The sequence below is a fragment of the Thiobacillus sp. genome (assembly GCF_018780105.1).
Classification (GTDB): domain Bacteria; phylum Pseudomonadota; class Gammaproteobacteria; order Burkholderiales; family Thiobacillaceae; genus Thiobacillus.
Genome location: NZ_JADMKC010000007.1, coordinates 293,183 through 308,255, shown reverse-complemented (window position 1 = coordinate 308,255; position 15,073 = coordinate 293,183). Strand labels below are relative to the sequence as shown.

At 62.4% G+C, this 15,073-nt stretch carries 10 protein-coding genes; 2 read left to right on the top strand and 8 right to left on the bottom strand.

From position 1 onward, the window contains the following. Nucleotides 1-13 precede the first annotated feature (13 nt). Nucleotides 14-394, top strand: a complete 381-nt coding sequence (panD, locus tag IV098_RS07990) for an aspartate 1-decarboxylase (protein ID WP_296887860.1) — start codon at nucleotides 14-16, stop codon at nucleotides 392-394. A gap of 12 nt (nucleotides 395-406) precedes the next feature. Here panD and IV098_RS07985 read toward each other — a convergent pair whose 3' ends face one another. From IV098_RS07985 to glk, 8 genes are all read right to left on the bottom strand, one after another. Then, nucleotides 407-1,645 carry a DEAD/DEAH box helicase gene (locus IV098_RS07985; protein ID WP_296887858.1) on the bottom strand — a complete coding sequence of 413 codons (1,239 nt, stop codon included), beginning with the start codon at nucleotides 1,643-1,645 and terminating at the stop codon, nucleotides 407-409. Nucleotides 1,646-1,733: 88 nt separating this feature from the next. After that, nucleotides 1,734-4,217 (bottom strand): glycogen/starch/alpha-glucan phosphorylase, encoded by a 2,484-nt coding sequence (locus IV098_RS07980; protein ID WP_296887856.1) that lies wholly within the window; start codon nucleotides 4,215-4,217, stop codon nucleotides 1,734-1,736. Between the two features lie 29 nt (nucleotides 4,218-4,246). Continuing rightward, entirely contained in the window at nucleotides 4,247-5,719 is a 1,473-nt protein-coding gene (gene glgA, locus IV098_RS07975) for a glycogen synthase GlgA (RefSeq protein WP_296887854.1), read from the bottom strand. 56 nt (nucleotides 5,720-5,775) lie between these two features. Then, nucleotides 5,776-7,986 carry a 1,4-alpha-glucan branching protein GlgB gene (gene glgB, locus IV098_RS07970; protein WP_296887852.1) on the bottom strand — a complete coding sequence of 737 codons (2,211 nt, stop codon included), beginning with the start codon at nucleotides 7,984-7,986 and terminating at the stop codon, nucleotides 5,776-5,778. Further along, nucleotides 7,983-9,353 carry a 4-alpha-glucanotransferase gene (gene malQ / locus IV098_RS07965; RefSeq protein WP_296887850.1) on the bottom strand — a complete coding sequence of 457 codons (1,371 nt, stop codon included), beginning with the start codon at nucleotides 9,351-9,353 and terminating at the stop codon, nucleotides 7,983-7,985. The genes glgB and malQ overlap by 4 nt, the downstream gene beginning before the upstream one ends. After that, nucleotides 9,353-11,083 carry a glycoside hydrolase family 57 protein gene (locus IV098_RS07960; protein WP_296887848.1) on the bottom strand — a complete coding sequence of 577 codons (1,731 nt, stop codon included), beginning with the start codon at nucleotides 11,081-11,083 and terminating at the stop codon, nucleotides 9,353-9,355. Before IV098_RS07960 ends, malQ begins: the two co-directional genes overlap by 1 nt. Beyond that, complete coding sequence (gene glgC, locus IV098_RS07955) at nucleotides 11,067-12,386, bottom strand: glucose-1-phosphate adenylyltransferase (protein ID WP_296887847.1); 1,320 nt, start codon at nucleotides 12,384-12,386, stop codon at nucleotides 11,067-11,069. Before glgC ends, IV098_RS07960 begins: the two co-directional genes overlap by 17 nt. Nucleotides 12,387-12,447: 61 nt before the next feature. After that, a complete protein-coding gene (gene glk / locus IV098_RS07950; protein WP_296887845.1) occupies nucleotides 12,448-13,437 on the bottom strand; it encodes a glucokinase in 990 nt (329 codons plus the stop codon). A 641-nt stretch (nucleotides 13,438-14,078) separates the two neighbouring features. Between glk and IV098_RS07945 the strand changes: the two genes are divergently transcribed. Continuing rightward, nucleotides 14,079-15,062: an NAD-dependent epimerase/dehydratase family protein gene (locus IV098_RS07945; protein WP_296887843.1), complete on the top strand. Its 984-nt coding sequence runs from the start codon at nucleotides 14,079-14,081 to the stop codon at nucleotides 15,060-15,062. Nucleotides 15,063-15,073: the final 11 nt, after the last annotated feature.

The window sequence follows — 15,073 nt, the reverse complement described above, 5'->3', positions numbered from 1 at the left end:
TGAGGGCACCGTCATGCAACGCACGATGCTCAAGTCCAAACTCCATCGGGTTACCGTCACCCACGCCGAGCTGCATTACGAAGGCTCGTGCGCGATCGACGAAACCCTGCTGGATGCGGCCAACATCCATGAATACGAGCAGATCCAGATTTACAACATCACCAATGGCGAGCGTTTCACCACGTATGCGATTCGGGCCCAGCGCGATTCGGGCGTGATTTCGATCAACGGCGCCGCCGCACACAAGGCCAACCCGGGCGATCTCATCATCATCGCCACCTACGGGGTGTACAACGAACTCGAAATGGCCCGTTTCGAGCCCGAGCTGGTGTACGTCGACGCCGCCAACCGCATCCTCGACACGCGCCACACGATCCCGGTGCAGGCGGCCTGAGGCCTCTGGTTTTCAGGCGGATTCCGCCGCCTTGGCGACCGCCCGCAGCTTGTCTTTCTTGCTGGGCCGCTTGCCCTTGATGCCACCGTTGCCGGATACGACCGCGGTGGCAGTCTGAACCGGCTCGAAACCGGCAATCCGTTCGCGCAACAATTTCAGTTTCTGGCGTTTTTCGATCAGGCGGAAATGCGCTTCGCTGTCGGCACTCACAAAACTGATCGCCACCCCGCTCTCCCCTGCGCGCCCGGTGCGGCCAATGCGGTGCACGTAATCATCGGCTGAACGCGGCAAATCGTAATTCACCACGACCGGCAACTGCACGATGTCGATGCCGCGCGCGGCCAGATCGGTGGTGACCAGCACATCCCAGCGACTGTCCCTGAATTCATCCAGTGTCTGCCTGCGTGCGCCCTGGCTCAGTCCGCCGTGAAACGAAGTGGCATACAGATCGTCGCGGTTCAGCTTGGCGGCCACCTGTTCGGCGGCATGCTGGGTGGCCACGAATACCAGCACCCGTTCCCAGTGGCTGTCCAGAATCAGTTGACGCAGCAGCTGCGTCCGACGCGTCGCATCGACTTCGATCACCCGCTGCACGATTGCCGGTTCCACGCAGGCTTCGGCCTCGACTGCCACGCGCAGGGGATCCTGCAACAGGCCCTGTGCCAGCGCCACGACGGCGGGCGGAAATGTCGCCGAGAAAAACAGGTTTTGCCGTTGCGTGGGCAAAGCCGCCAGCACCTGCGCCAACTCCTCGGCAAACCCCAGATCCAGCAGGCGGTCCGCTTCGTCCAGTACCAGACAGTTCACTCCCGCCAGCGTCAGGGCGTTGTGCTGCAGCAGATCGAGCAGGCGACCCGGCGTGGCCACGACCCCATCGGCGCCGCCGCGCAGCGCCATCATTTGCGGGTTGATCGACACGCCGCCGAACACCACCGCCAGCTTGAGCGGCGGCGCCAGCGCATGCGTCAGGCGCTGCAATACGTCGCCCACCTGGAGCGCCAGTTCGCGAGTAGGCACCAGCACCAGCGCACGCACCCGCCGCGGGTGTGCGCTGTCGGCGAGCAAGCCCTGCAGCAGCGGCAGCGCAAAGGCCGCGGTTTTGCCGGAACCGGTATGCGCAGTGGCCAGCACGTCGCGTCCGGACAGCACGGCAGGAATGGCGGCTGCCTGGATCGCGGTGGGCGCGGCAAAACCGAGTTCGGCGACCGCGCGGGTCAGCGCGGGGACAAGCCCGAGGGCAGAGAAGGACATGGCGTAAGCACGAATGGAAAACGCCCCCAGTGTAGCCACACTGGGGGCGTTTGTTCCGGGCACGGGCCGGCTGGCTGATTGATGCGCGTCAGGCCGGCCGCAGTTTCCAGATGTCGCGGTTGTATTCGGCCATGGTGCGATCGGTGGAGAAGAAGCCGGACGAGGCGGTGTTGAGGATGCTCATGCGCGTCCAATTGGCCTTGTCATGCCAGGCCAGCGAGACCAGATTCTGGGCATCGACATAACTACGGAAGTCCGCCAGCGTCATCCAGGGATCGTGCGGGCTCAGGATCGCGCCGAGAATCATGTCGAAGATGCCCGGCTCGACCGGATTGAAATGCCCGGAACCGATCAGGTCGATCACGTCGCGCAATTCATGGTCCTGCTCGAGATAGGTATGCGGCTGGTAATGCCCGCGCAGCGCGTCGACTTCGCCCGCACGCAAGCCGAACAGAAAAAAGTTGTCCTCGCCGACGGCGTCGAGGATCTCGATGTTGGCGCCGTCGTACGTGCCGATGGTAAGCGCGCCGTTCATCATGAATTTCATGTTGCCGGTGCCCGAGGCCTCCTTGCCGGCCGTTGAAATCTGCTCCGACAAGTCGGTCGCCGGCGCAATGATTTCCATGCTCGACACCCGGTAGTTGGGCAGGAAGGCCACTTTGAGACGGCCATTGACGTCGGGGTCGTTGTTCACCACCTCGGCCACACTGTTGACCAGTTTGATGATGCGCTTGGCCATCGCGTAGCCCGGCGCAGCCTTGCCGCCGATCAGCACGCAGCGATCAGCCCAGCCCTGCATGTGGCCTTTCTTGATGCGGCTGTACAGATGAATCACGTGCAGCACATTGAGCAGCTGCCGCTTGTATTCATGGATGCGCTTGACCTGCACGTCGAACAGGGCGTCGGGGTTGAACTCGACCCCGCAGTCCGCCTTGACCAACGCAGCCAGGCGTTCCTTGTTGGCGCGCTTGGCCGCATGCCAGTCGGCATGGAAAGCCTTGTTGGAAAGCTCGGCCAGCGGCTTGAGTTTTTCCAATTGCGAAAGGTCGGCCACCCAGCCGTCGCCGATCTCGCGGGTGATCAGTGCACTCATGCCGGGATTGGCATGCGCCACCCAGCGACGCGGCGTCACGCCGTTGGTCTTGTTGTTGAACTTGTCCGGCCACAGGTCGACGAAGTCGCGGAACAGGCCGTCTCTCAACAGCTGGGAATGCAGCGCCGCCACGCCGTTGACCGAGAAGCTGCCGACGATGGCGAGCCAGGCCATCCGCACTTGCTGCACGCCGCCTTCTTCAATGATCGACATGCGGCGCTGGCGGTCGAGATCGCCCGGCCATTTCATCGATACGGTGCGCAGGAAACGCGCGTTGATTTCGTAAATGATCTCCAGCAGGCGCGGCAGCAGGCGCTCGAACAGCGCAACCGACCAGCGCTCCAGCGCTTCGGGTAGTAGCGTGTGATTGGTGTAGGCCATGCACTGGGTGGTGATCGCCCAGGCCTTGTCCCAGTCCAGCCGGTAGTCGTCCATCAGCAGACGCATCAGCTCGGCCACCGCAATGGTCGGGTGGGTGTCGTTCATCTGGAACACGTTGTCATCGGCGAACTTCGACAGATCGCTGTTGCCCGCCGCGTGCCACTGGCGCAGCGCATCCTTGAGGCTGGCCGAGGCGAGGAAGTATTGCTGGCGCAGGCGCAGCTCCTTGCCGTTCTCGCTGCTGTCATTGGGGTACAGCACCATCGAGATGTGCTCGGCATGGTTCTTTTCCTGCACCGCCTCGGTGTAGCTGCCCGCATTGAATTCGTCCAGATTGAAGGCATCGGTCGCGGTCGATTTCCACAAACGCAGCGTATTCACGGCGTGATTGCGATAACCCGAGATCGGCATGTCGAACGGAATCGCCAGCACGTCGCTGGTATCGACCCAGCGCGCATGGCGCACGCCCTCCTTGTCGGTGAAGTGCTCGGTGCGCCCGCCAAACTGCACGCGCTGGATGAACTCCGTCCGCTCGACTTCCCACGGATTGCCGTCGCGCAGCCAGTGATCGGCGTCTTCCTTCTGGTAGCCGTTCTCGATGCGCTGGCGGAACATGCCGTATTCGTAGTGGATGCCGTAGCCCATCACCGGCAGGTCGAGGCTGGCGCAACTGTCCATGAAGCACGCTGCCAGCCGCCCGAGGCCACCGTTGCCGAGACCGGCATCGGGCTCCTCCTCCACCAGCTCCTCCATCGAATGGCCAAAATCCTGCAGCGACGCGCGGGCGGTCTTGTCCAGATCGAGATTCAGCACGTGGTTGGACAGGGCGCGGCCGATCAGGAATTCCAGCGACATGTAGTACGCACGGCGCTTGCCCGGCAGGTCGCGACGGGCATAGGTGTTCATCCAGTCGGACATGAGGCGGTCGCGCAGCGTCCATGCCAGCGCCCGATAAGTGTAGACCGGCGGGCAGTCCTTAAGAATGCGGCCCAGGTGATAGAACTGGTATTGCTTGATGTCCTGCCTGATCGCGTCAGCCGTCACCGGCAAGGATTCAAGCGTGGGCTGGCAAGCCTGTAAAGGCGTTTGATCTGGCATGTTGGTTCCCATAGTTGGCGTCACGGAATTCAGATGGAATACAGGTCGAGATAATGGGCGGCGCTGTCAGACCAGTCGAACGACTGCTGCATGCCGGTTTGCTGCAGGCGGCGCCAGCGCGGGGCCTGCCGGTAGAGCTCGAGGGCGCGCCGAATGGCGTCGAGAAAGCCGGCAGTGTCCGGCGACTCGAACACGAAACCGTTGGCGCTGGCGTCGGCCAGCGCCGCTTCGTCGGCATCCACCACGGTGTCGGCCAGACCGCCGGTTTTGTAGACGATGGGCGGGGTGCCGTAGCGCAGGCTGTACATCTGGTTGAGACCGCAGGGCTCGAAGCGCGAAGGCATCAGGAACATGTCCGCGCCGGCCTCGATCAGGTGCGCCAGCGATTCGTCGTAGCCGATTTCGACGAACACCCGGTCCGGGTGCTGCTTGGCCAGCCGCGTCAGCTTCTGCTCGTAGCTCACCTGACCGCTGCCCAGCAAGACGAAACGCGCATCGGTTTCGGCCAGCATGACAGGGATCGCCGCCAGCACCCAGTCGATCCCCTTCTGCTCGACCAGACGCCCCACCAGCCCCAGCAGCGGGGCGGCCAGCATGGCGTCGTCGACAGCGGGCAAAAAGCGTCCGAGCAACGCCTGCTTGTTGCGGCGTTTGCCGGGCAGGATGCGGGCCGCCGAATAATGCGCGGGCAGGCGCGCGTCGGTGTGCGGGTCCCACAACCGGGTATCGATACCGTTCAGGATGCCGTGCAATTTGTAGCTGCGCGACAGCAGCAGGCCATCCAGGCCATAGCCGAATTCCGGGGTGCAGATTTCGGCCGCGTAGGTCGGGCTCACCGTGGTGATGGCGTCGGCATACACGATGCCGGCCTTCAGCATCGACAGGCCGCCGTGAAACTCGACGCCTTCGGGCGACCACCAGTGGCTGGGCAATTGCAGCCGCACAAAATCACCGTGCGGAAAGTAGCCGCTGTAAGCCAGGTTGTGGATGGTGAATACGGTTTTGGGGCGCTCCGGATGTTCCGCTAAAAACGCTGCCACCAGTCCGGTCTGCCAGTCGTGCGCATGCACCACGTCCGGCTTCCAGCCGAGCTCGAGCGAATCGAGCGCGAGCAATGCCGCCACGCGCGAAAACACCGTGTAGCGCTCGGCGTTATCGAGCCAGTCCTGGCCATTGGCATTGACGTAGGGATTGCCGGGGCGATCGAACAAGGGCGGGCAATCCACCACCCACAGCGGGAACGCGTAGTCCGGGTGACGCGTTTCCAGAATGCGCGCGCTGTCGATGCCCTCCGCGCCGCGCACATCGATCCAGCCGACGATGCGCACCTGCTCGAGCTGGCGCAGCAGGGCCCGATAGCCCGGCAACAGCAGGCGCACATCGGCGCCGCGCGCGTGCACGGCATGCGGCAGGCTGTAAAGCACATCGCCGAGCCCGCCGGTTTTCACCAGCGGATAGGCTTCGCTGGCGACAAATAAAATTTTGAGTTCACCGCGTTTCATTATTTTTTACAGCTCCGCATCGTCGGTTTTTTATGATTATTTTCAAGGGTTAAACGTTATGACTGGGGTTTGAGAAAAATGGCGCCCAAAGGCGGCAGGCTGACTTCGATCGAGTGCTCGAATCCCATCCAGGGCTGGTTTTGGGAATGCAGCAGGCGGCCGTTGCCGAGATTGCTGCCGCCATAAAACTCCGAATCGGTGTTCAGCACTTCGCGCCAGGCCGTGTTGCCGGGCACGCCAATGCGATAGCCCACACGCGGCACCGGAGTGAAGTTCAGCAGCACCACGATCTTGTCGGCATCGTTGTGCCCCTGCCGCACCAGGCTCAGCACCGACTGGTCGGCATCGTGGCAATCGATCCAGCGAAAGCCGCGCGGATCGAAATCGAGCGCGTGCAGCGCCGCCTCATTGCGATACAGGTGGTTGAGGTCGCGCAGCAGCGCGCGGATGCCATCGTGCGCGGGGAAATCGAGCAGCACCCAGTCGAGCTGGCCGGACTCCTTCCATTCGTTCCACTGGCCGAACTCGCTGCCCATGAACAGCAGTTTCTTGCCGGGGTGCGCGTACTGCCAGGCGTAAAACAGCCGCAGGTTGGCAAAGCGCTGCCAGACGTCGCCCGGCATCTTGTCGAGCAAACTTTTCTTCATGTGCACGACTTCGTCGTGTGACAGCGGCAGCACGAAGTTTTCAGTCCACGCATACATCTGGCTGAAGGTCAGCTGGTTGTGCTGGTATTTGCGGTAGACCGGCTCTTTCTCGATGTAGTCGAGGCTGTCGTTCATCCAGCCCATGTTCCATTTCATCGAGAATCCCAGGCCGCCCAGCTCGACCGGACGCGACACCGCCGGCCACGCGGTGGACTCTTCGGCGATGGTCAGCACGCCGGGGAAACGGGCATGGACTTCGGTGTTCATCTCGCGCAGGAAATGGATCGCCTCGATGTTTTCGCGCCCGCCATACTGGTTCGGCAGCCATTCGCCTTCCTTGCGCGAATAGTCGAGGTAAAGCATCGACGCCACCGCATCGACGCGCAGGCCGTCGATGTGGAATTCATCCAGCCAGTACAAGGCATTGGCCACCAGAAAATTGCGCACTTCGTTGCGGCCGAAATTGAAAATCAGCGTGCCCCAGTCCTGGTGCTCGCCGCGCCGCGGGTCGGCATGTTCGTACACGGCGTCGCCGGTAAAGCGCGCCAGTGCCCAGTCATCCTTGGGGAAATGCGCCGGCACCCAGTCGAGCAGCACGCCGATGTCGGCCTGGTGGCAAGCGTCGACAAACACGCGGAAGTCGTCGGGCGAACCGAAGCGCGCGGTCGGCGCGTAGTAGCCCGACACCTGATAGCCCCACGAGGCATCGAGCGGATGCTCGGCCACCGGCAGCAGTTCGATGTGGGTGTAGCCGAGCTCCCGCACATAGGGAATCAGCTCGGCGGTGAGTTCGCCCCAGCTGTAAAAACTGCCGTCGGCGTGACGTCGCCAGGAGCCGGGGTGCAATTCGTAAATGCAGACCGGGCGATGCTGCCAGTCGAAATGCGCGCGGGCGTCGATCCAGCCCTTATCACCCCAGGCATACGGGGTGTCGTCGGCTATGCAACTCGACGTTTCCGGACGCGAAAACATCTGCCGCGCATAGGGGTCGGTCTTTTTGGCCAGATGGCCGTGGCTGCCGAGAATTTCGTATTTGTAGGCCATGCCGGCCGTGAGCCCGGGGATGAACAATTCCCAGATACCGGAGGCGCCGCGGCAGCGCATCGGGTGGCGACGGCCATCCCAGTCGTTGAAATCGCCAATGACGCTGACGCGCTGTACCGCGGGCGCCCACACGGCGAACAGGCAGCCCGCCACGCCGTCGATGGTTTTCTGGCGAGCGCCAAGCACCTTCCAGGCTTCGAAATGCCGGCCTTCGCCGAGCAGGTACAAATCCAGCTCGCCGAGTTGCGGCGGGAAGCTGTAGGGGCTTTGCAGGGTGTGCCATGCGCCCGCGCCCTTGTCTTGCCAGCGCAGTTCGGGATGCGGCTCAAATGTCTGGCCGGACGGCAACAGCAGTTCGAAACAGTCGGTGCCGGGCACGCGCGCCATGCGTGTTCCAGCCACTTCGACCACTTCGGCCGCGGGCAGAAACTCGCGCAGCAACGCGCCGCCGTTCGGTGCGGCATGCGGGCCCAGCACCTCGAAGGGATCGTGATGCGTGCCTTTTTGCAGGCGCAGGATCGGTTCGCTGATGGCGGGCAGAGCAGTCTTCGGTGCAGCTTTAGGGGATGTTTTCATGCGGGGTCCAAGGTTCCACATCGATCAGACATCTGGATGAGGTCTAGCAAGCTGGATGCCAAGTCAGCGGGAATAGCGTTCCACTCAAACCGCCAGGTCCAGTTGCCGTTCTCGGTGCCGGGCGTATTCATCCGCGCTTCGCTACCGAGACGCAACGCATCCTGCAGCGGCAGCACGGCCAGGGCGGCGCGGCTTTGCAGCACGGTGCGGATCATGGCGTCGGCGATCTGCGCGTCGCTCGCCGCTTCCACATCGCCCAGCCCCAGCTGCCAGCGCACGTGCGGGCGCGCCTGCTCGGGCAGGTTGTGCCACCAGCCGATCAGGGTGTCGTTGTCGTGCGTGCCCGTGTAATACACGGTGTCGGTCTGCACGTTTTCGGGCTTGTGCGGATTGTCGGCGTGGGCATCGAACGCAAACTGCAGCACCGCCATGCCGGGCAGGCCGAACTGATGCCGCAGTGCGGTGACGTCCGGCGTGATCACACCGAGGTCTTCGGCGACCAGGGCCAACTCGCCCATCTCGTCGATCACCGCCTGCAACAGCGCAGCGCCGGGCGAGGTCACCCACTGCCCGTGGATCGCCGTCGGCTCGTTGGCGGGAATCGACCAGGCCGCCGCCAGCCCGCGAAAATGGTCGATACGCACCCAGTCGAACCAGTCGAAATGCGCCCGCAGCCGCGCCCGCCACCAGGCGAAGTTGTCGGCCTGCATGTTTGCCCAGTTGTAGTGCGGATTGCCCCAGCGCTGCCCCGTTTCAGAGAAGTAATCCGGCGGCACCCCAGCCACCACGGTCGGCTGGCCGTCGGCATCGAGCAGGAACAGGTCGCGCTGCGCCCACACGTCGGCACTGTCGTGCGCGACAAAAATCGGCATGTCGCCGAACAGTTGAATCCCGTGCTGCGCCGCTTCTGCCCGCATGCCGCGCCAGAACGTGGCGGCACGGAACTGGGCGTGCATGATCTCGCGCAGGGCATCGGCGTGCGCCAGATCGAATGCCGCCAGCGTCGCCGGATCGCGATCCCGCAGCGCCGGCGGCCAGTCGGTCCAGGGCGCGCCCGCGTGCTCGGCCTTGATGACGATGAAGCGGGCGTAATCGTCGAGCCAATGCGCCTGCGCCCGGTGCCAGGGAGAAAAGCGCCGCATGTCCACCCGTATGTCGGCAGGGAACAACGCCGGATTCACCGCGAACGCCGAAGCGCACTGATACGGCGACAGGCCGGTGAGCGGCAAGCCAAGCGGCAGCATCTGCCACACGCTGACCCCGGCCGCCTTGAGGAAGTCCAGCCAGCGCCCGGCATCCGCCAGCGTGCCGGAGGGCAATGAGGTCGGATGCAGCAACAGGCCTGCAGAGCGCTTGTTGAAGTTCATCAGGTATTCCTGCGCATGGTGCCGGCGTTTTCCGCCGCGCCGCCGCCGTGCGACAGCGGCACATCCAGCAAGGCGGGCGGTGCCACGCCGAGCAGGCGGTACAGCTCGCGCAACTGGGTACGGTAAAGCTGCTCGAAATCGCTCACGCTGCCCGCCGGGTTGTGATCGCCGAACCACCAGAACCAGTCCGAGCCTTCGCACACGGCCAGCTGGCGGATGGCCATGGCCTGATGCTCGGCGTCGAGCTTGCCTGCCGCCAGGGTACGGTCATACGCCTGCTTGACCGCGACCAGATAATCCCAGCCGCGGTTCTTGTCGGTGGAGCCGATCCAGGTCGAAAAGCTACCGTACACCCAGCTGCCTGCGGCCAGCCGCTTCAGAGGTTTGGCCGGCGTGCTCGCGGCCTGCTCGGCAAAGGTGCTGACGTTGAGGGTGGGATGACTGGACAGGCGCGAGTAGAGCGCGTCCAGGAAATGATGGCCGTTGTCGGGGTAGTACTCCCAGGCGTTTTCGCCATCGAGAATGACCGACACCACATTCTGGTTCGCCGTTTTGCCCAGCGAGGTCGCAATGTTTTCCAGATGATGGATGAAATCGCCTACCGCATCGTCCGCATGCCAGTCGCTGTACTTGAAGCCGATCAGGTCAGACAGTCCGTCGTCGCGGAAAAATACGCGGGTCTTGAAGCCGTCCACGCGGGTGGGTGAAAACAGGCTGCGCTTGGTTTGCGTTTCGTCGACCGGGCAGCCCGACTTGGCGCAACTGCCGCGCCATACGCCTTCGCCGGTGGCGGTCCAGGCCACGCCCATTTCATCGAGCTGCGCCAGCGCGTCTTCGCTCACCCCGCCTTCGGACAGCCATACGCCCGTGGGCTTGCGGCCAAAATAATGTTCGAACACCCCGACCCCATGCTGCAGATGCCAGCGGGCGCGCACCGCACCGCCCGGATAGACTGCCGCCTCCGGAGCGGGTGCGTCGGGCAGGGCGTCGCGCATGTTCTTGAAGTCGTTCAGCAAGGGCACGATCGGATGGCCGTAAGGCGTCATCGACAATTCGACCTGGCCACGTTCGGCCAGCGCGCGGTAGCGCGGCAGCAAGCCCGCCATGCAGTGTTGCATCACGTAAAGCAGTTCGTGGCGATCGGCGGAAGAGAAGTCGCGCCCCTGCGCCAGCAGGCGCCGTACCAGCGGCAGCGGCCGCAGCGAATTGCCCAGCCAGACCAAGTGGTACCAGGTCAGTAAATCCAGAAAATACTGCTCGGACAAATAGCCCAGATGGGTATGCAGGCGGCTTTCACCATGCCCTGCCTCATAGGTGGCGCCGACCATTTCCAGCAAGCCGCGATACGCCGGATACGGATGGATCATGCGCGGCGCGTGGCAGCGCTGGCAGTCGCGGATGATCGCCAGGCGCGCAGCGGCATCCGAGGGAATGCGCTCGGCGCCGGCGAGCAGATTGATCATGTGGTCCTGCGTCGGCTTGCCCTGTTTCAGCAAGGCGTCCATCTGCTGCGCATAGTCGTCGATCTGCTCGAGCAGGACGGGGGCGAAGTTCACCACCGCCCGCATCGCCGGATAACGCTCCAGATGCGCCGCCATGTCACTGTAGTCCTTGATGCCGTGCAAATACACCCAGGGCAGGTGATACGCGCCCTTGAGGCCTTCGCGGTAATACGGCTGGTGCATGTGCCAGCACAGCACCACATTCAGGGATTTAGTTGTCGTAGTCATTGTGGAGTCTTGCATAGAGGTTCTGCCCCAACATGGCCGATGTCACCAGCACGATGCCCTCGGGCGTGACGTGAAAATGCTTGGCATCCTCGACGGCGTCTTCGCCGATGATCGTGCCGTCCGGAATGCTGGTGCCCTTGTCGATGATCGCGCGGGTAATCCGACAGTTGCTGCCGATACTGACCTTGGGCAGGATCACGCTGTCCTTGATGGTGCTGCTGCCTTCCACCGTGGTGGCAAAAAACAGCACCGAGCGCTTGACCAGCGCGCCCGACAGAATGCAGCCCCCGGCGATCAGCGAATCGATCGCCGAGCCACGCCGGCCCTCGTCGTCGAAGATGAATTTGGCGGGCGGGTACTGCGGCTGGTAGGTCCAGATCGGCCAGTTGCGGTCGTACAGGTTGAGCTCGGGCGCCACCGAACACAGCTCCATGTTGGTCTGCCAGTAGGAATACAGGGTGCCCACATCGCGCCAGTAGTCCGGTTCGCCGGCCTTGTTGCGGAACGGGTAGGCCATCGCGCGCGCGGCCGCAATGCTGGCCGGGATAATGTCCTTGCCGAAGTCGTGCGAGGACGCGGGATTGCAGGCGTCGTCGATCAGCGTCTTGTAGAGGAAGTCCTTAGAGAAAATATAAATCCCCATCGACGCCAGCGCGATGCCGGGCTTGCCCGGAATGCAGTCGGGGTTGTCCGGTTTTTCGGTGAACTTCGTGATGCGCATGTTTTCGTCCACCGACATCACGCCGAATCCGCTCGCCTCCTCGGCCGGCACTTCGATGCTGCCCACGGTGAAGTCGGCGCCGCTTTGCGCATGGGCAAGCAGCATTTCGGAGTAGTCCATGGTGTAGACGTGATCGCCGCCCAGCACCAGCACATACTCGGGATGGTGGCGCTGCATGATGTCCAGATTCTGGAACAGCGCATCGGCGGTACCCTGGTACCACTCCTTCTTGTTGGTGCGTTGCTGCGCGGGAAGAATCTCCACGAACTCGCCGATTTCGGCGCGCATGAAACCCCAGGCACGTTGCAAATGGCGAATCAGCGAATGTGATTTGTACTGCGTCAGCACGCCGATGCGGCGGATGCCCGAGTTCACGCAATTGGACAGCGGAAAATCGATGATGCGGTACTTGCCGCCAATCGGCACCGCCGGCTTGGCGCGCCATGCCGTCAGGTCTTTCAGGCGCGAGCCCTCGCCGCCTGCCAGCACCAGCGCCAGCGTCTTGCGCGCCAGATCCGTCACCGTTTTCGGCTCGGTGTAATAGCGGTACAACTTTTCCTGTTCTTCCTTCGAAATCGTCATGTTTCCTCCGTTCGTACCCTAGATATTGGAATGAGCTTCTGATGTAACGAAATTAACCGCCCTATTGATATTTAAATGCTGCCGGTGAGTCAATCTGGGACTGAACCATTGCACCCTGCACGCCCAGCCGCTTGCAGGTGATCAGAAAAATCGGCGTGCGCTCGACCACGCCGCGCATCCGCCCCTTGTCGGTCGCCGCCGCCATGAAACGCGGCGACTGCATGCGCGCCAGCATGTGCGTCGCCACCCCGCCCGCGATATACAGGCCGCCGAACGGCTGGTACATCAGCGCCACATTGCCCACCCACGCGCCGTACAGATCAATGAACAAATCCAGCGCGGTTTCGGCGGCCGCATCGCCCGACTCCGCACGCACGGCAAGCGCTGCACCATCGACTACCTCGCCAGCCGGGGAATGGCCCAGCTCGGCACAACAAAATCGGTACAAATCCTTTAGTGCCGAACCCGACGCCACCCGCTCCCACGACACGTGCCCCTGGTTGGCGCGCAGGTGTTCAAGCAAGCGCGCCTGCAGCGCATTGGCCGGTGCAAAGTCGATATGCCCGCCTTCGGTTGCAAAACTTTGATAACGCCCCTGAGCATCTGCCAGCATGAACGCCAATCCCAGCCCGGTTCCCGCACCGGTGATCGCACGCACACCACCAGGAGCAGCCGCCTGCGCGTTAAGCGCGATCACGTCAGCATCGGTCAGCGTCGCCACGCCTGCCGCTGCCGCTTGAAAATCGTTGATGAAGCGCACCCTGGCGATTCCCAGTGCGGTCTGCCATTCAGTTGCATCAAGCGTCCAGTCGAGATTGGTCAGGCGCACTCGCTGTGCGTGCAATGGCCCTGGCAGCGCCAGGATCAATTCGTCTGCCTGGCAAGCAGTCTGCGCATCGGCCATGAACTGTCGCAACAAGGCTTCCGCCGAAGCAAAATCAGCACTGACGTAGATCTTCTCGAACCGCAACTGCTGCGCGCCATGGGATGGGATTGCCACCCACGCCAGCCAGCTTTTGGTTCCGCCAATGTCGCCCGCAATTCGTTCCATAGTCGAACTATAAGCCCGCGCGTGGGTAGCTCATGCGGCGAGAGCCGTTAATCGCAGCGGCGTGGCCGCAGGATTTGAGGTTCCAGATTCCACCCACACCAATCTGCTTTTCCGGCGCGCAATACGCACGCAGCTGCGGGCTTGCCGAACGATGCTGCAACCCGGGCGACGCCCCCTGTTTCTCTTTCGCAAACACCGACAAAACCATGAAGCGCTACCTCCTGATTCACCGGATCGTGTGAGCGCTCAACGCTGGCGCGATATCCGATGCCACCCGATTTCCATCAAGCAATGGCTATGCCATTGGCAAAACCGATTCGTAACCAATTGATTAACCTAATTAAAATTAGAGAAATCCTGATTACAAACCTCAATTTACGCCACAAAATCGCGTTAAAGAATCCAGGCATCCCAAAAAGGGGACGGCAATGCACCCAAAAGGTGCTTTTGACGCTCAAGCCATCATACCTCGCGACTTGGTATGCAATTTGCAGTGTTCCAGACAGGAGTGGAAATTGCAGTCAGATTTCCCCGAAAAACGAAATATCCACTTGTTTTTCATCGAAGTTAAATATGGACCCCGTTGCCGGCCTGCCAATCGTTCGGCGGTGACTGTCGAAAATTCGGAGAGAGTGCGCGATATGCATGTTTTGATTACTGGAGGTGCAGGTTTCATCGGATCGCATCTGGCGGAACGCCATTTGGCGGCCGGCGATCAGGTTTATGTGGTGGACAACCTGAGCACCGGTTCGCTCGCGAACATCGACTCCTTCCGCGGCAACCCCGCTTTCCGCTTTGCCGAGGCTGACATCCTGCATTGGAGCGGCCTGGACAAGGCCATCGCCTGGGCCGACCGCATTTACCACATGGCCGCCGTCGTCGGCGTGAAAAAAGTGCTGGAAGACCCGGTGGCCGTGCTGGCGACCAACATGACCGGCACTGAGCGAGTCCTGCGCGCCATCCATAGTGGCGGCTGGAATCCGCAGGTCATCATCGCCTCAACCTCGGAGGTATACGGCTTCAACGAAAAAGACAGCTTCGCCGAAACCGACCACATCGTGCTGCCGTCCGCCGGCCGCCTGCGCTGGGCCTACGCGGTGACCAAGCTGGCGGACGAATTTCTCGCCTTTTCCTATGCACGCAAATACGGCCTGAATATCGTGGTCGTGCGCCTGTTCAACACCGTCGGACCGAACCAGGTGGGCCATTACGGCATGGTGGTGCCCAGTTTTGTTAATCAGGCAGTGCGCAATCAGGCGCTCACCGTCTACGGCGAAGGCAACCAGACGCGCTCTTTCTGCGATGTACGTGACACCGTTGTCGCGCTTGACCGCCTCGCCGGCTGTCCGGAGGCTTGGGGCGAGGTGGTGAACGTCGGCAACGACCAGGAGATTTCCATTCGCGACCTGGCCAAACTGATCGTGCAGCGCGCCCACAGCGCATCGCGCCTGGAGTTCATGTCCTACAAGGACGCCTATGGCGAGGAATTCGAAGACGTCACGCACCGGCGCCCGGTGCTCAACAAGCTGCGGGCACTCACCGGCTTCGAGCCCGTGTGGGCATTAAACGACACCCTGGATGACCTGATCGAGAAAGCGCGCGTAAAAACGCTGCGTGCTGCCTAGAATAGCGCGCC